The organism is Gemella sp. 27098_8_149, assembly GCF_041433745.1.
In the GTDB taxonomy this organism is placed as follows: Bacteria; Bacillota; Bacilli; order Staphylococcales; family Gemellaceae; genus Gemella.
This window is the reverse complement of sequence record NZ_JAPWCB010000002.1, coordinates 205,527-223,606: the sequence shown is the minus strand read 5'-3', so window position 1 is coordinate 223,606 and position 18,080 is coordinate 205,527. Positions and strand designations below refer to the sequence as shown.

At 30.5% G+C, this 18,080-nt stretch carries 18 protein-coding genes and 1 pseudogene; 1 reads left to right on the top strand and 18 read right to left on the bottom strand.

Annotated elements, in window-relative coordinates; translation table 11 throughout:
• Window positions 1-135: 135 nt before the first annotated feature.
• The 6 genes and pseudogenes from O3801_RS02120 to O3801_RS02095 all read right to left on the bottom strand — a co-directional run bounded on the left by O3801_RS02120 (window position 136) and on the right by O3801_RS02095 (window position 4,562).
• A pseudogene (locus O3801_RS02120) lies at window positions 136-2,217 on the bottom strand (heavy metal translocating P-type ATPase).
• Window positions 2,218-2,362: 145 nt separating this feature from the next.
• Window positions 2,363-2,731: an ArsR/SmtB family transcription factor gene (locus O3801_RS02115; protein ID WP_314091001.1), complete on the bottom strand. Its 369-nt coding sequence runs from the start codon at window positions 2,729-2,731 to the stop codon at window positions 2,363-2,365.
• A gap of 132 nt (window positions 2,732-2,863) precedes the next feature.
• A complete protein-coding gene (locus O3801_RS02110) occupies window positions 2,864-2,995 on the bottom strand; it encodes a DUF1413 domain-containing protein (protein WP_428829628.1) in 132 nt (43 codons plus the stop codon).
• Window positions 2,996-3,259: 264 nt separating this feature from the next.
• Window positions 3,260-3,694, bottom strand: a complete 435-nt coding sequence (locus O3801_RS02105; RefSeq protein WP_314091004.1) for a DNA cytosine methyltransferase — start codon at window positions 3,692-3,694, stop codon at window positions 3,260-3,262.
• Window positions 3,675-4,136 carry a DNA-methyltransferase gene (locus O3801_RS02100; RefSeq protein ID WP_371453916.1) on the bottom strand — a complete coding sequence of 154 codons (462 nt, stop codon included), beginning with the start codon at window positions 4,134-4,136 and terminating at the stop codon, window positions 3,675-3,677. The genes O3801_RS02105 and O3801_RS02100 overlap by 20 nt, the downstream gene beginning before the upstream one ends.
• A gap of 255 nt (window positions 4,137-4,391) precedes the next feature.
• Window positions 4,392-4,562, bottom strand: a complete 171-nt coding sequence (locus tag O3801_RS02095) for a helix-turn-helix domain-containing protein (protein WP_224207482.1) — start codon at window positions 4,560-4,562, stop codon at window positions 4,392-4,394.
• On the opposite strand from O3801_RS02095, the gene O3801_RS02090 reads away from it, so the two are divergent.
• A complete protein-coding gene (locus O3801_RS02090) occupies window positions 4,531-4,785 on the top strand; it encodes a transposase (protein ID WP_156438975.1) in 255 nt (84 codons plus the stop codon). The two genes, O3801_RS02095 and O3801_RS02090, sit on opposite strands and share 32 nt — an antisense overlap.
• 509 nt (window positions 4,786-5,294) lie before the next feature.
• On the opposite strand, the gene O3801_RS02085 is transcribed toward O3801_RS02090, so the two are convergent.
• The 12 genes from O3801_RS02085 to O3801_RS02030 all read right to left on the bottom strand — a co-directional run bounded on the left by O3801_RS02085 (window position 5,295) and on the right by O3801_RS02030 (window position 17,981).
• Window positions 5,295-5,828: a DUF1697 domain-containing protein gene (locus O3801_RS02085; protein WP_314397697.1), complete on the bottom strand. Its 534-nt coding sequence runs from the start codon at window positions 5,826-5,828 to the stop codon at window positions 5,295-5,297.
• Between the two features lie 155 nt (window positions 5,829-5,983).
• Window positions 5,984-7,717: a thiol reductant ABC exporter subunit CydC gene (gene cydC / locus O3801_RS02080; RefSeq protein ID WP_371453915.1), complete on the bottom strand. Its 1,734-nt coding sequence runs from the start codon at window positions 7,715-7,717 to the stop codon at window positions 5,984-5,986.
• Window positions 7,710-9,422, bottom strand: coding sequence for a thiol reductant ABC exporter subunit CydD (cydD, locus tag O3801_RS02075; protein WP_371453914.1), 1,713 nt, complete (start codon window positions 9,420-9,422; stop codon window positions 7,710-7,712). The genes cydC and cydD overlap by 8 nt, the downstream gene beginning before the upstream one ends.
• Before the next feature lie 3 nt (window positions 9,423-9,425).
• Window positions 9,426-10,454 (bottom strand): cytochrome d ubiquinol oxidase subunit II, encoded by a 1,029-nt coding sequence (cydB, locus tag O3801_RS02070; protein ID WP_274459055.1) that lies wholly within the window; start codon window positions 10,452-10,454, stop codon window positions 9,426-9,428.
• 1 nt (window position 10,455) lies between these two features.
• Window positions 10,456-11,838, bottom strand: coding sequence for a cytochrome ubiquinol oxidase subunit I (locus O3801_RS02065; protein ID WP_371453912.1), 1,383 nt, complete (start codon window positions 11,836-11,838; stop codon window positions 10,456-10,458).
• A gap of 213 nt (window positions 11,839-12,051) precedes the next feature.
• Window positions 12,052-12,405, bottom strand: coding sequence for a DUF1634 domain-containing protein (locus O3801_RS02060; RefSeq protein ID WP_371453910.1), 354 nt, complete (start codon window positions 12,403-12,405; stop codon window positions 12,052-12,054).
• A gap of 1 nt (window position 12,406) precedes the next feature.
• Window positions 12,407-13,255, bottom strand: a complete 849-nt coding sequence (locus O3801_RS02055; RefSeq protein ID WP_060914524.1) for a sulfite exporter TauE/SafE family protein — start codon at window positions 13,253-13,255, stop codon at window positions 12,407-12,409.
• Between the two features lie 11 nt (window positions 13,256-13,266).
• On the bottom strand, window positions 13,267-13,899 hold the full coding sequence (locus O3801_RS02050) for a thiamine diphosphokinase (RefSeq protein WP_003145729.1): 633 nt from the start codon (window positions 13,897-13,899) through the stop codon (window positions 13,267-13,269).
• Entirely contained in the window at window positions 13,899-14,543 is a 645-nt protein-coding gene (rpe, locus tag O3801_RS02045) for a ribulose-phosphate 3-epimerase (RefSeq protein ID WP_003145062.1), read from the bottom strand. Before rpe ends, O3801_RS02050 begins: the two co-directional genes overlap by 1 nt.
• Window position 14,544: 1 nt before the next feature.
• Window positions 14,545-15,426, bottom strand: a complete 882-nt coding sequence (rsgA, locus tag O3801_RS02040) for a ribosome small subunit-dependent GTPase A (protein WP_371453907.1) — start codon at window positions 15,424-15,426, stop codon at window positions 14,545-14,547.
• Between the two features lie 33 nt (window positions 15,427-15,459).
• Window positions 15,460-17,160 (bottom strand): DNA repair protein RecN, encoded by a 1,701-nt coding sequence (gene recN, locus O3801_RS02035; RefSeq protein ID WP_371453905.1) that lies wholly within the window; start codon window positions 17,158-17,160, stop codon window positions 15,460-15,462.
• Window positions 17,161-17,171: 11 nt separating this feature from the next.
• A complete protein-coding gene (locus O3801_RS02030; protein ID WP_371451458.1) occupies window positions 17,172-17,981 on the bottom strand; it encodes a TlyA family RNA methyltransferase in 810 nt (269 codons plus the stop codon).
• Window positions 17,982-18,080: the final 99 nt, after the last annotated feature.

Here is an 18,080-nt window from a genome sequence, read left to right as displayed (position 1 = left end):
AGAATAAGGCTTTACGAGCATTTAAGAAAATATAAAAAGATAATTAGAAATTTATACTTTGTTTATATGAAAAAATACCCCTTGATTGTATCGTCAATTATCGGTATCATTCAAGGGGTGAATAGGAAAAATAGTTTATAGATTCTTTACATTCAAAGCTCTAAAAGCATTTAATACTGCGATGATAGTTACACCTACATCTGCAAATATAGCTGCCCACATAGTAGTTATTCCAAAAGCACTCAAAATAAGAACAATTATTTTTATTCCAATTGCAAATACTATGTTTTGATGTGCAATTTTTAGTGTCTTTTTAGAAATCTTCATTGTAGTAGCAATTTTCGATGGCTCATCAGTCATAATTACAACATCAGCAGCTTCAATGGCCGCATCAGAACCTAAACCACCCATTGCTATTCCAATGTCTGCACGAGCTAATACAGGTGCATCATTGATTCCGTCACCAACAAAGGCAAGTTTACCTTTTTTAGATTTTTGCGAAAATAATTCTTCTAGTTTTTCAACTTTGTCTGCTGGCAACAGTTCTGCATAAACCTTATCAAGACCAAGCTCTTTAGCAACTTTTGAACCAATACTTTTATTATCACCTGTCAACATAACTGTTTGTTTAATATTAGCTGCCTTAAGTTCCTTGATTGCTTGTGCTGAATCTTCCTTTACCTCATCGGCAATTACAATGTAACCTATATATTTGTTATTAACAGCAACATGTACAATAGTACCGATCAGCTCTCCCTTGAAATAAGGGATATCCATCATTTTCATAAGTTTGATATTTCCTACCATAACCTTTTTGCCATCTACAGTTGCAATAACACCATGACCTGATATCTCTTCTACATCTGAAATACGTCCATTGTCTATTTCTTTGCTATATGCACGTTTCAGTGAAAGTGAAATCGGATGATTGGAATAGCTTTCCGCATGTGCAGTTAATTCTAATACCTCTTCTTTGGAAACTCCTTCTGGATGAATTTCCTGTACATTAAATACACCTTTCGTTAGTGTTCCAGTTTTATCAAAAACAACAATTTCAGTTTCTGCTAATGCCTCTAAATAATTACTACCCTTGACTAAAACACCTTTTTTTGAGGCTCCACCTATTCCACCGAAGAAACTCAAAGGAATTGAAATAACTAAAGCACATGGACAGGATACCACAAGGAATGCTAGTGCTCTATATATCCAATCACTAAAAGTCGCCCCGTCTATAACAAGAGGTGGTATAATAGCTAGAAAAACTGCAATTATAACCACAACCGGTGTATAATATCTCGCAAACTTCGTAATAAATTGTTCTGAATTGGATTTTTTACTACTTGCATTTTCAACTAAATCAAGAATTTTACTTACAGTAGATTCTCCAAATTCCTTGGTAACCTCTGCTGTAATAACCCCATTAATGTTGATGCACCCACTTAGGATATCACTTCCAACTTCTACTTCACGAGGAACAGATTCGCCTGTTAGCGCCGATGTATCAATCATTGAACTTCCCTCAATTACCTTGCCATCAAGAGGAATTTTTTCTCCTGCTTTAATTAAAATAATATCTCCAATTTGTACTTCATCTGGGTCAACTTTGACAAGTTCATCACCTTTTTTAACATTTGCATAATCTGGTCGAATATCCATAAGGCTTGCAATTGACTTTCTCGACTTGCCAACTGCATAGCTTTGAAACAGTTCTCCAACTTGATAAAACAGCATAACTGCAACACCTTCAGGATACTCACCAATAAAAAATGCACCAATTGTTGCAATACTCATTAAAAAATTTTCATCGAAAACTTGACCTTTAAAAATATTTTTTACAGCTCTTTTTACAACATCTCCACCTACAATAATGTAACTTATTATAAAGAGAGCAATCTGTAACCATTCGTTATTTAAACTAAGCAATACTGCTGTAGCTAACACGGCTGCACCAATAATTATTCGCCATAGTCGTTTTGTCATACTAAATAGCCTCCTTTAAGCCTTTTTCATAGTTGTATCGGGTTCGATTTTTTTAACTATTTTTTCGGCCTCTGCTATTATTGTTGGCATTTTTTCATCCTCACCATCAATAACGAGTTTTGTGGTCATAAAGTTAACAGTAGCTTCTTTCACTCCATCAAGCTCATTAATAGCCTTTTCCATTTTTGCCGCGCAATTTGCACAATCTAAACCTTCAAGTATAAATTTCTTTTTCATTATTAAATCCTCCTAAATATTATTTGTAATTTTATTTTGAATACTACAAGTCTTTTTCAAATTTTCTTGAAGCATTGCTCATTTGAAATGAAGACTTAAATATATGCCCAAATATCTTCAAAAAATATTCTATTCTACCGCATTACTACTTCTCGTTGATATGAATTAGACCTTGGTCAAATATTTCTCTTACATGATCATCAACTAATGAATAATATACTACTTTGCCTTCTTTTCTGTTTTTCACTAAATTAGCTTGTTTTAAGACTCTCAGCTGATGGGAAATTGCTGATTGTGTCATGTTAAGTAATACAGCGATATCACAAACACACATTTCAACTTCATGTAAAGCCCATAATATCCTGATTCGTGTTGAATCTCCAAATACTTTAAATAATTCTGCTAGATCATAAAGGCTTTCTTCTTGAGGCATTTTATCTCTAACTTGATTTACAATATCCTCATGAATTACATTGCAGTCACATCTTTCAATTGAATTAAATTTTTTAGTCATATTATCACCTCTTTTTAAATTATTCCATCTGATTACTTGAACAAATATTCATGCGTTGTATATTTATTATATTATTATTTTTCTCTTGTGTCAATAATTATATGAGCATTTATTCAAGTGTTTTTATATTATTTAAAATATCTCTAAAACATCTACTAAGACATTAGTACAGTCCTTTCTCGGTATCCTGTTCCATACATATCCTTTAAACAATTCCTTAAAAATAAAGACTTCTCCTTCGTACAAGTTTTCGGTTTCTTTAATAGCTTCATCTAACAGCTTATTACATCACTCATGTGGTCAACTCCTTATCAATAACATTATAAAAACAACATTTTTGATAATATCACATGTATAAATCATGTAAAAGTCAATGCAAAAACCGCCAATCAAGAGAACCTAACTCTTAATTGACGGTTTATATTAGTATTAAATCATACTTCCATTTCAATTCCAGTTTTAAAGTATATTACAAAGTGGTCATCATAAACACTAACATTCTGGATAATCTTCCTTACTAGGGTATCATCATAACGTGTAACCATTACTGGAACATAAGCTATAAATTTCGTCTTTAAAATGTCCGTTATTTGCAGTTAATATGTTGGGTACATTTTCTAGCACAAAATACTTCGGTCTAACAACACTAACTACCTCAAAAAAATATTTAAATAAATAATTACGTGGATCATCCATTATTTTTCTTTTCCCTTTTTGAGAAAGTCCTTGACAAGGTGGTCCCCCAACAATTACATCTATATTTTTATACTCATTAAAAACATCATCAATATCTAATTTTGAAATATCTTCATTAATCATTTTCACTTTAGGATAATTTTTTTTATAAGAATTAGCTATAGAATAGTCAACTTCATTTGCTAAAACAATTTCAAATCCTGAGTCGAAAAATCCTTTAGATAGTCCACCAACTCCAGAAAACAAATCAATAACTTGTCTTTTCATCTTCTACCCTCATATTCGCTAATTTAGCATATTTTTCTTCTAATTCAACACTGATAAAATTTCTATTTAATCTATAGCTTGCAATTGCAGAAGAACCGCTTCCTAGAAATGGATCTACTACTAAATCGCCCTTATTTGAAAGCAATCTTATAAAATGTTCGAATAATATAATTGGCTTTTGTGTTGGATGTTTACCTAATTTCTTTTCCCTAGCAGTCGTGACAGATGTTTCAATATAGTCTAGAACCAATTTACCTTTATTATTGAATGTTCTTGTTTTTGTTTTATAAGTAAAATATATCCAGCACTCATTTGAATTAACAAAATGTAAATTCATATTTCTTGGCATTGGATTTGTTTTGTGCCAAATTCCAGTGGTTTTATAATAAAAACCAAATTTATTTGCTATTTCAACAAGAGTTTCAACCCTTAATATTGACATAAAAACTATCATGGAAGCACCATTCTTAAGTATCCTACTTGATTCTTTAAAAACAATCTCATATGGTCTTTCCAATCATTAAAATCTAAATCATCCCAACCAGAAGCACCAAAAAAATTAGAACGCATTTTTTATAAATTTGTATCTCTCCCGTTCATGAAATTCGCAATATTATATGGAGGATCTGTAATAATTAAATCAACCGTAGATGAGTCTAACTTCCTCAATTCTTCTATGCATTCTCCATTTATTATTTCAATCATTTTTAATACACTCCATAATTTCTGATATGTCGCAATCCAATGCATCACAAATTCTGAGCAAAATATCGGTAGTTACATTCTCACCATTCTTTAATTTATAAAATGTACTCCTACTTACATTTGCTTTTTCCATAAGCTCATTATGTTGCATATCTAAATCAATAAGAAGAAGTATTTATACAACAAATATAATAGAAAATTATAATAAACATTTAAAAAAAGGGATAAAGAAAAAAGAGCAATTCCCTAATGAACAATCTCTAAACAGATATGTTTGTGTATCAGCATGTGAATATAACGTAAAATATGTAGGTATATCGCACTATGGCTTTAGTATGGCGAAAGAAGAATTAGAGAATATGATAGAAGAAATATATATATACTAGCTTTTATTCCCTTCTAGAGTTTAGATTTTTCTATGATTTTGTCAAGAACAAGGGCAAACCTTCTTTGAATTCTTGACAAAATCTCTCGAAAAATCTTATTAAACTCTAAGAAATAAAAGCCATAAGAACTAATAAAATTATAAATAGTTAACTTTATTTAAAACATCAGATTGTGTTTACACAAAAATCTTGACACTGCCTTATCCTTCCTACGTCGATATAATTACTATTACATATTATTCTAACATGCATCCTTATTTGTTTATATACATATTTTAAACTTTTACTAAATATTAAGAAAAAATAGAGTGACTCAAAAATCGTGATTTCTGAGAAATCAGTTTTGTCGAGTCACACTCACAAAGGTTCTGGGTCTATAATAAATACGGCTGATATTTATTATCAACCGTATTTATTATAGACCCAGAAAAAACAGTAAACCTTTTTTTGATTTACTGTTCTTGTATTAGTTATGTTTAATTGTTACTTCAATAAGCTGGTGTTTATTCCTATTTCTTACATAATTCGACTAAATGTTCAACAACATTTAATTTCCTCATTGTCATGGTTATTGAAAGCTGTTTTTCAAGATAATTAGTATTCAATCTTTTGGGACTTGCATCTCTTGGAAGATACATATATAAACATTCAGAACCAATAATAAACTTTTCATCTCCAAAGTCTTTATTTTCCAGTTTTTTTAGTTCATCTTCTCCCATACTATCGTTAGTGAATACTAAATGTATTCTTGAAAAATCATAATTTTCATTAAACGGATTTTCCTCAATAGCTATCTGTAATTGATTTTTTTCTTTTATAATGACACTTAAATCTGCTCCTATTTCTTTAGCTATTGTGTCATGAATTAACTTTGCTGTTTCCCCTTTTGACAACTCTGTTTCCAAAATAACATTACCACTTTGAATATAAGTCTTTACTTTTTTTAATCCTACTTTTTCAAGTATCTCTACCAAAAATGACATTTTGGGTATTCTATTTTTTCCTGTCGGTGTTACTCCTCTCAATAGTGCAATTACTTGCATATTCTAAACCTCCAAATACTTTAAACTTTTATACAAGTTATATTATAGCATTTTTCAATCAAAATTTATAAGTCTAACTCGTTTCTCTTTACCTGTGTTAGTCGTTTTTCTTGTTCCTGTAACTGCTCTATATTTGTAAAGTTTTGCAAATACTATTACGCTATGTTATCCATATCGTACAGTTTTCTATACTTATCATTTGTTGCGTATAGCTCACTATGAGTTCCATCCATTTCTATTTCTCCATCTTTAATGAAGATTATTCTATCCATATATTCGATAGAGTTTAAATGATGGGTAATCCATACGATTGTTTTATCTTTACTAGATTCAAAAATTGTAGTTAATAATTCATGTTCAGTTTTTGGATCTAACCCAACAGTTGGCTCATCTAATAGTAGTAATTCATTATTTTGAATTATACTTCTAGCAAAAGCGATACGTTGACGTTCTCCACCTGAAAATCTACTTCCAGTTTCGAATACATTAGTATCTATTCCGTCTGGTAAACTTTGAAGCAATTTAGATAATTGTGCTTTTTCTAAACTCTCATTAATTTTATTTTCAATTTCAGAATCTTCTATACCTGCATCTAAAAGAGCAAGTTTTAAATTTTCTCTAATAGTCATATCGAATAAATATGGTTTCTGGTTTAATAGTGAAATTTCTGTACCTAACATTTTTTCTGTTGGTTTTTTATCTAGTACAACTATTTCTCCTTTATAGTCAGTATATGTCCCAGTTAATAGTTTTACTAATGTAGATTTACCTACACCACTTCTTCCTAATATTGCTACTTTCTCACCTTTTTTAATAGAAAGTGATAAGTTATTTAAAATAGTTTTACCTTTTTCATATTCAAAAGATAAGTTTTTAACGTCAATAATATTTCCTTCAGAATTTTTTTCATTAACTACTTCAACTTTTTCATCATCTTCTTGAGCATAAAATTCTTTAACACGATTGATTGATACTTCGTAACCTGGTATATGAGCAACAGCTTCACTCGTCATTACAGCAACACTAAGAACAGATAATACCATCATACAGAATGATGCAATGTAGACATTTTCGATTACATTGTTAACTGTCATATTCCAACAACTATATATCATTAAGAAAGCTGTGGCACCTGCAAGTAGGTTAACAAAGTTTTCTCTTAAGTGAACGAATGTTTTAATTTTTCTTTCACGTTTTAAAAGTTTTTGTTCTTTAACTTGGTAGTCATCCATAAATTCATTTACTTTATTAGAAGAAATCCAATCACTTAATCCAAAAATAGCACTAGTAAAATCACTATATAGGTTATATTTAGCTTCTTTCATAATTTGGAAGTTCTTTCTAGTAATTGTAAGTGAAGCGAATGGTACTACAAAAATTATAAAAATTCCAAATAGTGTTGCTAATAGTGCATAATTCATATCATAGCCAAACATTACTGTAATGAAAATTACATATAATACTAATGAAATAATACTTGGGAATATTGTTTTTAGATAGATATTTTGCATATTTTCTATATCTTCAGAAATAATACCTAGTAAATCTCCAGATTTATATTCTTTTTTCAATTTCAATGCTTTAGGTTCTAATATTTTATATACTCTACTACGCATTTTTTCTATTATCCCTAAAACTAAATTGTGACTCACTAGCCTTTGAATATAAGCAAATGTAGATTGTGCTAACGAGAATGTTCTTGTTAATACTGTAGGTACCTGTAGCATTAGGATATTTCCTATTTGTAATGATGCTTTACTTATTAAGTAACCTGATACGTACATTAACGCTGCTCCACTAATAACAGACATTAATCCTAAAAAGACTACTCCGCTCATTACACCTTTATTCTTTTTAAGTTCTTTTCTTATTATTGAATTATTATTCACTATAGCTACCTCCTACTAGATTAGCTTTCAATTCTTCGAAACGTGGTGAATTTTTAAATTCGGCAACTTTCTCAAAATCGCTAACCTTTCCTTGTTCTAGATTTAACACATAATCTACATTATTCAACCAATGTAGTCTATGTGTAGCTATAATTACAGTTCTACCTTTAAATAATTCTAGTAGTTTTTCTTTAATCTCAAACTCTGTTTCTATATCCAGGTGACTTGTAGGTTCATCTAAAATAATTACTTCTCTATTACTAATTAATGCTCTAGCGATAGCAATACGTTGTGCTTGACCACCACTTAATTCTTGACCACCTTCTCCAATATTAGTGTCATACCCCTGTGGTAATGTAGAGATGAATTTATCTAAACCTACTAACTTACTAATTTCTTTTAAGTGATCTTCACTTATATTCTCATTAGAATAGAATAATATATTGTTTCGAATAGTATCTGGGAAAATATAAGGGAATTGAGAAATATATGAGATATTATTTGACCAGTGGACATTTTTTAAGTTTGTAACTTCATCATTAATTAATATCTCACCTTCACTCTGTTCATTAAAACCAGATAATAATGAGATTAATGAGGTTTTTCCACTTCCGCTTTGTCCTACAAGACAAATCTTTTCACCTTTGTTTATTGATAAAGTAATGTTATCAAGAATTTTTTTGTCATCTTTTATTAATCCTACATTCTGTAGTTTTATACTTTCTACACTATTGATAGAAGATTTCTGCGATTTATTCTTCTCGTTATCCACTATCATTCGATTAATATCTTCATAAGCCATTTGACCATCAAGTGTTGCATGGTAGTCTGTCGCAGCTTGTTTCATTGGAAGGAAAAACTCTGGTGCGATTAATAATACCGTAAGTGAAGGTAACAACACAGTACTTCCATCTAATAATAAGATTCCTAATCTAACTGCTAAAAGTGCAATTGCGATTGTTGTTAAGAAATCAAGTGCAAAGCTGTTTAAAAAAGCTACACTAAGTGTCTTCATAGTACTCTGACGATATTCTCTGTTTTTCTTTTCCATGATCGGTAAGTAGTTTTTACTTACTCCTAAGAATTTTAGAGTCTCTACTCCTCGAATTGTATCAATAAAGTTATTAGATAATGCTCTATATTTTTTATACTGTCTATTCGCCATATCTCTAGCATTAATACCAAGTAATATCATAAAAATAACAATTACTGGTATTACAGATATTATCATTAAGGCTGATACATAATCTGTATAAAATATAAATATAACTACTAAGGTTGGGATAATAGCTCCACGGATTTGTTTTGATACGTTTAGTTCAAAATATTGTTTTACTTTTCCTATTCCATCTATCGCTAAAGTTACTAGTTTTCCTGATCCTTCTCTTGATGTGAAATCAGGTCCTAAGTCAAAGTAACTCTGAAGTAATTTTCTTCTAAGTTCAGTTTCGAACTTAATAGCATGATTTTCTGTAAAATATTGTTGTAAGTGTAAGAACACTATTCTAAAAATAAAACCTATTAAAAAAAGAACACTATCTCTTGCTACATTATCAAAATTTTTATCAAAAAGTCCCACTACGGCTTTTGCTAAAAAAGCAGCTTGTATAATAATACAAGCTGCTTCGAATATTGATAATATTAATAGTGTCAATGTAAGACTTTTTTTAACAGGAAGTTTTAATTTTGCTTCCTTTTTTTTCATTGACTAATACTCCAATTCATCTTCTTTAGTTAGTCGTTTTCTAAAAATAGAATATGACCAAACTTGGTATCCTAAAACGAATGGCAATAGGAATAAAGCAACTATTGTCATAAGTCTTAGAGTGTATACTCCACTCGCAGCATCGTAAATAAATAGTGATTGATTAACATCATTACTGTTTATTATAGCACGTGGGAACATACCTGCGAAAACACTTAGAGTTAGGAACGCTAAAGTTCCTGATGTACTTAAGAATGCACCTAAGTCACGACCTTTGTAGTTTAAAACAAATGATAATACGAAGAATACTACCGCAATTACTGCTAGTACTAAACCAACATAGTAGTTTGTCGTAAAGATATCTGTTTTAAATAATGCCCAAATAGCAAATACTAATGTTACTACTGCAGCAAATGGGAATAATAATGCAGATGTTGCACGAGCTGCATTTCTTAATTCTCCTGTAGTTTTAAGAGCTAAGAATTGAGCTCCGTGAACTAACATTAGAAGTAACATCATTATTCCTCCAAGGATAGTAAATGGAGATAATAATCCTAAGAAACCATCAACTAAGTTTTTCTTAGCGTCAAGGTTTGCTCCTGTCATGAAGTTAGCTACTGCAACTCCCCATAATACTGGCGGAAGTAAGCTACCAACAAACATTGCTATATCGAATGATTTAATCCAAGCTCTATTATCACCTAATTTACCTCTAAATTCAAATGATACGCCTCGTAAGATTAACGCTACTAACATTAATACAAATGCGATATAGTAACCACTGAATAATTTACCATACCAGATAGGGAAAGCTGCGAACATCGCTCCACCACCAGTTAATAGCCAAACTTCGTTTGCATCCCAGAAAGGACCGATTGTATTAAAGTAAACACGTTTTTCTTCATCGTTTTTACCTAATACTTGAGCTAGTACTCCAACTCCGAAGTCATATCCTTCTAATACGAAGAATCCTGTAAATAGTATTGTAATAAGTAAGAACCAAATATTTGGTAAAGCTACTGACCAATCCATACTATGCTACCTCCTTCACAGTTGTTTCTTTTTTATTCATTGTATATCTAAATGCGATAAATTGTGCAATACCTAAGATAGTATATAATACACAGAATACTAATAGTGAGAATAATACTGATGCTCCAGAGTTTGGTGAAACTCCTGACTCAGTAGCCATTACTCCGAAGATTAAGAACGGTTGACGTCCCATCTCAGCCATAATCCAACCACAAGCAGTGGCAACTTCAGCTACTAATAAAGTCCATGGCATAAGTTGTAAGAACCAACGTTTCTTAGTTTCTGTTCCCTTGAATGAATATATTGTTCCAAGTAATGCCATTAAGATTAAGATACCTACAGAACCAGACATAACTCTGAATGAGTAATAAATTGTTGGTACATGCGGTGTATAATCGATGTGTTTTCCAACTACTGGATAGTATTTTTCATCCATTTCTTTTTGAAGAGATTTCATACCTTTTAGGCTTCCTTCAAACTTGTCGTATGCTAAGAAACTCAACATACCAGGAACTTCAAGGTAATGTTCTGCTTTTTGTTGTTTTTGATCGATTGTTGCTAAAACTGAGAATGGTGCTGAATTTCCAGTATCTTCATATAGAGCTTCAGCAGCTGCAACTTTCATAGGGTATTCTCTTACTAAATATTGCATTTGAGAGTGTCCTGTCCAAAATAATCCTAATGAACCGATTAAAGCAGCTACGATAGAAACTCTAAATGCTTTTCTGAACATTGGAACTGATTGATTACGAACCATTTTCCAAGATGCAATACCTGCAATTGTGAATGCCCCAACTGTTAACGCCATTGTTACTACGTGAGGGAATTGGTTCCATAAATATGGGTTTTTAATGATTGCAAAGAAGTCAATCATTTCTGCTTTTTTACCAATTACGCTATTCTCAACATATTTAACACCTACTGGGTGTTGCATAAATGAGTTAGCTGATAAAATCCAGAACGCAGACATAAGTGTTCCTATACTTACTAACCAAATACACATTGCGTGTAATTTTTTGTTGATTTTCTCCCAAGAGAAAATCCAAATACCGATAAATGTAGACTCAAGATAGAATGCAAGTAATGCTTCTACTGCAAGCGATGGTCCAAAAACATCCCCTACGAATGAAGAATATTCAGACCAGTTCATACCAAATTGGAACTCTTGAAGAATACCTGTAACAACCCCAACAGCGAAGTTAATTAGGAATAAGTGCCCAAAGAACTTCGTAATTCTTTTGTAATGCTCATCGCCAGTTTTAACATAAATACTTTCAAAAATTGCGATTAAGAACACCATACCTATTGTAATAGGTACAAAGAAGAAGTGGAACACTGTAGTTGCTGCGAATTGTATCCTTGCAAGAATAAGTGGATCCAACATAGATATACCTCCTTATATGTGTTAATTTATATTTAATTGTAAATATTATATTATTATTGTATAACATAGTTTTTATTATGGCAAAACAAAAATGATAAAAAGTAGTATTTTTCCTACATTTTACCATTTTTCGTTCACAATTTGTTCACAATTAGCGATAATTTCTATATTATCACGTAGTTGAACATTTTATTTTTTAATTTTTTTTTTATTTTAGCTATGTGTTACTCCCAATAATAAACTCACAATTAGTATCACTAGTACTAAAATACAAATTCTTACAAAGTTGTAATCTTTTTCTTCAATATAGACATACAGTAAGCCTAATATACGTAGAACAGGTGTTAATATTAAAAGAAATATACCAAACATTAAGTACGAATAATAATTAAATGATACTAAACCTCTTAGCATTTCATTAAAAGTATATCTTTCTAAAGTTAATACTCCATCTGCTCCTTGTATAAAACTAAGTATAATACCTGTTATAATAAAGAATGAACTTACAAAAACCCCTGTTTTTATAATATTTGCTATTACTATATTTATATCTCTTTTTTCATTCATATTAAAGTACCCCCAGCCCTTTCAGTAACATATTGATGATAGTAAATAATAAGATTGGAAGGAAAATATAACGAATATACTTTGCATCTAATCTTTGCATTACTTTCGCGCCAGTTCTTGATCCAATCAGCGTTCCAATCGCTATTGGTGCTGCTACTGCTGGATTAATAGTCCCATTAAAGAAATATATTAATGCACTAGCTGTTGCAGTAACTCCCATCATAAAGTTACTTGTTGCAGTACTTACTTTTATCGGAAGTTTCATATAAGTATCTAAAGCTACAACCTTAAATGCACCACTACCGATTCCTAGTAATCCACTAGCAAATCCAGCACCAAACATAACAAGTGAGCCTTGAGGGACATTAGTAACATTATACTTTACAGTTTCGCCTGTAGCCTTGTCATAGTATGTTGAATTTAATTTATATTTATCAGCGTACTTATCATTTTCTACTTTTTCTTCTTCTTTTTTCAATTTAGTTATTAAACCTGTTTTTTTCAACATTCCATAAAAAGAATTTAACAGTATTAAAGAGAAGAAAATATATAATAATTTAGATGAAAATACTCCAGCCATAAGCGCACCTACTACTCCTCCTGCTGTAGTAAATACCTCTAAAAGCATACCTACTCGCATGTTACTAACATGATCTTTTACAAATGCTATTGCTGAACCACTACTTGTTGCAATAACCGCGACAATACTTGCCCCAATAGCATATTTAATATCAAATCCAAATAGTATTGTTAATGCAGGTGTAATAATAATTCCACCGCCTAACCCTACTAAAGAGCCTAAGAAACCTGCAAAAACAGCTATCAACATAAATTGTAATATTTCTACCATTGTTTCTCCTTTTAATCTTTTGAGTATAGTACTAGTACATTATTACTAACTTCTAATTTTATTTCCTCATTACTTTTAAATTCGTTACTAGTAGCGTTAGGCCGATTTAATGTCAGCATTAGATTTTTTACTTCATATTTAGAATTTTTTATTGTCATTAAAGTATCTTCATAAATAGGTACTATTGAGAAATACTTATACCCTTCTATGCTTTCAAAGATATTCAGACCTTTTTTAGCTACTGTAATAATATTATTATCATCTATTATTCTAATTTTAATATGTTGATATTTCTTATTATTAAGTAAAAGTATGTTACCAAAAAAGTGATCAAGTCTTCTTCCAGTAGCTCCGTAAATATCTATTACTTCAACCTCTTCAAATAATTCTAAAATATGTTCTAACGCAAATTCTGCATCTGTTAAATCTTCACTACTTTTCACTTTAAAGTACTTAGATTTTTCTTCAACTTCCTTTCTTTGTTCAAGTGTTATCGAATCAAAATCCCCACAACTTAATATTGGAATAATTCCATTATTAAGCAAGTACAACGCGCCTTTATCTACTCCACACCATAATTTAGAAGAAGGGAATTCTTTTGGAAATACTCCACCTAACATTATGTTTATATTTTTTTTATTCATTATTTTAACAACTCACCTAATGTTTTTTCTTTATCACTTGCTCCAAATAAGAATGAACCACAAACTAATAAGTCCGCACCTTTATCTCGACAAGCTTTTGACGTTTCTATATTTATTCCACCGTCTACTTCTATTAAGAAGTTATAATTTTTTTCTTCTCTAAGTTTTGCCAGTTCTTCAATTTTTTCTAACATTTCAGGAATGAATTTTTGTCCACCGAATCCTGGATTTACAGTCATAATTAAAACATAATTCAATTTTGGCAACAGATATTTAATACTCTCGATTGGTGTTTGAGGGTTTAGTACAATACCAGCTTTTTTTCCATTATTTTTAATTACTTGTATAACTCTATCTGCATGGTTAGTAGCTTCGATGTGGAACGATACCATATCACAACCTACTTTACAAAATTGTTCAACGTAGTTTTCTGGATTTGCAATCATAAGATGACAATCAAAAACTTTATCTGTCTTAGGGCGGATTGATTCAATTATTGGGAATCCAAATGAAATATTTGGAACAAAGTTTCCATCCATTACATCGATGTGAAACATATCAATACCAATACTTTCTAATTCTTTAATATCTCTTTCTAAGTTAGCAAAATCTGCTGATAAAATTGAAGGTAATATTTTCTTCATCTTATCTCTCCTTTATATATTTTCTCTTTTGATTTTGTTTTTCCGTAAATAATACTTTATAGTCTTCATAACGACTTTCTAATATTTCTTTACTTTCTACCGCTTCTTTAACTCCACATTGAATCTCTTCCATGTGATTACACGGTTTAAATTTACAATCATAATCGTTAAACTCTCTAAATAAATATTGTAAATCTTCTTTTTCAATAAATGTAATATCTAATGAAGAGAATCCTGGAGTATCTGCGATATAGAAATCATCGATTTGATAAAATTCCGTATGTCTAGTAGTATGACGTCCTCGTCCTAGATGTTTAGAGATTTCTCCAGTTTCAATATCTAAATGTTCTGCAAGCTTATTAATAAACGTCGACTTTCCTGCTCCAGATTGTCCTGAAATAGCTACATACTTCTCTGAAATGACTTGTTTTAATTTTTCAATATCTTTATCAGAGTTTGTAAATACTTGATATCCTATTTCATAATAATAATTCATTATTTCTTTCATTTTCTTAAGCTCTTCGTCATTTAATAAATCAAGCTTTGTAAAGACAATAATAATATCTACATTGCTATTTTCATTTAAACATATTGTTTTATTTAATAACTTACTAGAAAACTCAGGATCTTTCACAGATACTACAATTATACTGTAATCAATATTTGCTACCTTAGGTCGTAGTAACTCATTTTTTCTTTCTAATATTTCTACTACATATCCTGTATTATTATCACTTAATTGAATTTTTACATCATCTCCTACTAACGGCGTGATGTTTTCATTTCTGAAGTTTCCTCGTGCACGACAAGTAATCAACTCTCCAGAACAGTCTACATAATAAAATCCACTAAGTGCTTTTAAAATTTTTCCTTCTTTAGTCATAGTCCTCCTTTACCTTTACGGTATTTTTACTAACTACTTATTTAGTTTTTCTTTTATCTCTTCTTTAATTTTTTCAGCTAATCTTAACATTTCAATAGAGTGTTCTTCTGAAAGTTTTGTCATAGTATCTCCAGATACCATTCTTGCTACCTCTGCAATCTTTTGTTCTTCAGTCAACTCTCTAATAACAGTTAATGTTCTCTTATCAATGATTTCTTTACTAATTAGTAAGTTGGTATCCGCCAAAGCTGTTGTTTGAGGTAGATGCGAGATACATAATACTTGTGATCCTACTCCTAGTTGATACATCTTTTCAGCCATTCGTTGTGACACTCTTCCACTTACTCCAGTATCGATTTCATCAAAGATAATTGAAGTAGCTTCTATACTTCTAGAAAAAATTATTTTTAATGCTAACATTACCCTAGAAAGTTCTCCACCTGAGGCAACTTTAGATAATGATTTTAATGGTTCTCCTAAGTTAGCGCTAATCAGAATCTTAACATCGTCTTTTCCTGTTGATGAGAATTCTTTTTCTTTAAAGTCAACTTTAATTGTGCTTTTTTCCATATATAAGAATTTCAACTCATCTTGAATAAGTTTTTCTAATTTTAAAGCTGTATCTTTTCTTAAAAAACTTAACTCTTCAGCTAAAACTGTTAATTCTTCCTCAATTTTTTTACTTTCTTCTAGATAATTTTCGAAGTTTTCTTCATAATTTTCCAGCTCATCTAATTCTTCTTTTATAGTTTCTGTGAAAACTATTAGCTCATTTAATGGTTTTGAATATTTTTTCTCTAAAGTTTTTATCTTATCTAATCTATAGATTAATCTATCTAATTTTTCTTCATCATATTCGATAACATCAGTATAACTAGATACTTCATATTTCAAATCGTCTAAGATATAGTATAAATTTGTAATTTCTTCATACTTTTCTTCAAAGTTTGAGTTATATCTAGTTAATTCTCCCAGATTAGATCTGATTTCTGCTAGTTTAGAAATTACACCATATTCTCCATCGATTCCTTCGGTAATACTATGAGCAAGATTATTCACCTTCTCAAAGTTTTCCAGATAGTCAATATCTTTTTCTAGTTCTAGGTCTTCATCTTTTTTTAGTTTCATCTGACTTAATTCTTTATATTGGAATTTCAAGAAATCTACTTTTTGAAGAACATCACTTTCTTGTTGTTTTAAGTGATCAATCTTTTCTTTAATAATTTGGTATTCTTTATACTTTTCCTTGTATTTTACATACACAGGTTGTATTTTTTCTTTATTGAATGAATCAACTAAATTAAGGTGATTTTTTTCTACTAATAGAACTTGATTATCATGTTGTTCATGAATATCTAATAAATGAGCAGCTACTTTTTTTAATGTAGATAAGTTAACAATAGTTCCATTTATTCTGCAAACACTTTTTCCACTACTATAGATATCACGACGAATTACAATAACTTCATCCTCTAAATCTAAGTCTAATTCATTAAAAATTTCCTTAACTTCTTTGCTTTTAGGAAAATCGAATACACCTTCTACACTAGCCTTATCTTCACCATATCGAATATAAGAAGTTGAGGTTCTTTGACCTGACAATTGCGAAATTGCCGCTAGAATCATCGATTTTCCGGCACCAGTTTCTCCACTTAAGACAGTTAAACCATTTTTAAGTTCAATAGTAGCTTTTTCAATTATTCCAAATTGCTTAATATTTAACTGAATTAACATTGGCTCCTCCTCTATTTAAAGTGATTATGAGCATTGTTTACGATATGCTCAATATTTATTTTTTTATTTTCTACTTCTTTAGTTGCATTATATTTTAATGTCATTAGGAATTCGATATTCCCTTCTCCACCTGTTATTGGAGAATAAGACAGATTCGTCATACTAAAACCAACACTATTGGCTAAAAGTAATACTTTTTCTACTACTTCAAGTTGAACTTTTTTATCTCGAACGATTCCACCTTTTCCTACCTTATCTTTTCCAGCTTCGAATTGTGGTTTTACAAGAGCACAAACTTCTCCGCCATCTTTTATAATTTCTGCAAGATTTGGTAGTATTAATGATAATGAAATAAATGAAACATCAATTGATGCTATATCTATTTCATATACATCAAAATCTTCTTTTACTGAATGTCTGAAGTTAGTTTGTTCCATTACTTTTACACGTTCATCATTACGTAATTTCCAAACAAGTTGATTTGTCCCAACATCTAATGCATAGACAAACTTCGCTCCATTTTGTAGAGCACAGTCCGTAAATCCACCCGTTGAAGAACCAATATCAATCATTACCTTATCTTTAACATCAAAATTTAGTTCGTTAATTGCTTTTTCTAATTTAAGCCCTCCACGACTTACGTAAGGCATCTGTTTACCTTTAATTCTAAGTTCAGCAGTTGATTCAACCTTTTCACCTGCTTTGTCGATTCTTATATTATCATTATAAACAATACCAGCCATTATCGCTCGTTTTGCTTTTTCACGTGATTCGAATAATCCTTGACTCACACAAAGGACATCAGCTCTCTCTTTTGCCATAATTACCTCTTTAATATTTACTAATTGTTTTCCTTTGAAAATTTTTTCAATTTCAAACAGTCTTTCCTTTTAATTTTACCATAATAATAACTTTTTATC

Bases quoted from the DNA above. Each gene is read 5' to 3' on its own strand.
- O3801_RS02115 (WP_314091001.1), bottom strand. From the start codon at position 2,731: ATGACTAAAAAATTTAATTCAATTGAAAGATGTGACTGCAATGTAATT.
- O3801_RS02105 (WP_314091004.1), bottom strand. From the start codon at position 3,694: ATGAAAAGACAAGTTATTGATTTGTTTTCTGGAGTTGGTGGACTATCT.
- O3801_RS02100 (WP_371453916.1), bottom strand. From the start codon at position 4,136: ATGTCAATATTAAGGGTTGAAACTCTTGTTGAAATAGCAAATAAATTT.
- O3801_RS02085 (WP_314397697.1), bottom strand. From the start codon at position 5,828: ATGCAAGTAATTGCACTATTGAGAGGAGTAACACCGACAGGAAAAAAT.
- cydD (WP_371453914.1), bottom strand. From the start codon at position 9,422: ATGAAAAAAAAGGAAGCAAAATTAAAACTTCCTGTTAAAAAAAGTCTT.
- cydB (WP_274459055.1), bottom strand. From the start codon at position 10,454: ATGGATTGGTCAGTAGCTTTACCAAATATTTGGTTCTTACTTATTACA.
- O3801_RS02065 (WP_371453912.1), bottom strand. From the start codon at position 11,838: ATGTTGGATCCACTTATTCTTGCAAGGATACAATTCGCAGCAACTACA.
- O3801_RS02060 (WP_371453910.1), bottom strand. From the start codon at position 12,405: ATGAATGAAAAAAGAGATATAAATATAGTAATAGCAAATATTATAAAA.
- O3801_RS02055 (WP_060914524.1), bottom strand. From the start codon at position 13,255: ATGGTAGAAATATTACAATTTATGTTGATAGCTGTTTTTGCAGGTTTC.
- O3801_RS02050 (WP_003145729.1), bottom strand. From the start codon at position 13,899: ATGAATAAAAAAAATATAAACATAATGTTAGGTGGAGTATTTCCAAAA.
- rpe (WP_003145062.1), bottom strand. From the start codon at position 14,543: ATGAAGAAAATATTACCTTCAATTTTATCAGCAGATTTTGCTAACTTA.
- rsgA (WP_371453907.1), bottom strand. From the start codon at position 15,426: ATGACTAAAGAAGGAAAAATTTTAAAAGCACTTAGTGGATTTTATTAT.
- recN (WP_371453905.1), bottom strand. From the start codon at position 17,160: ATGTTAATTCAGTTAAATATTAAGCAATTTGGAATAATTGAAAAAGCT.
- O3801_RS02030 (WP_371451458.1), bottom strand. From the start codon at position 17,981: ATGGCAAAAGAGAGAGCTGATGTCCTTTGTGTGAGTCAAGGATTATTC.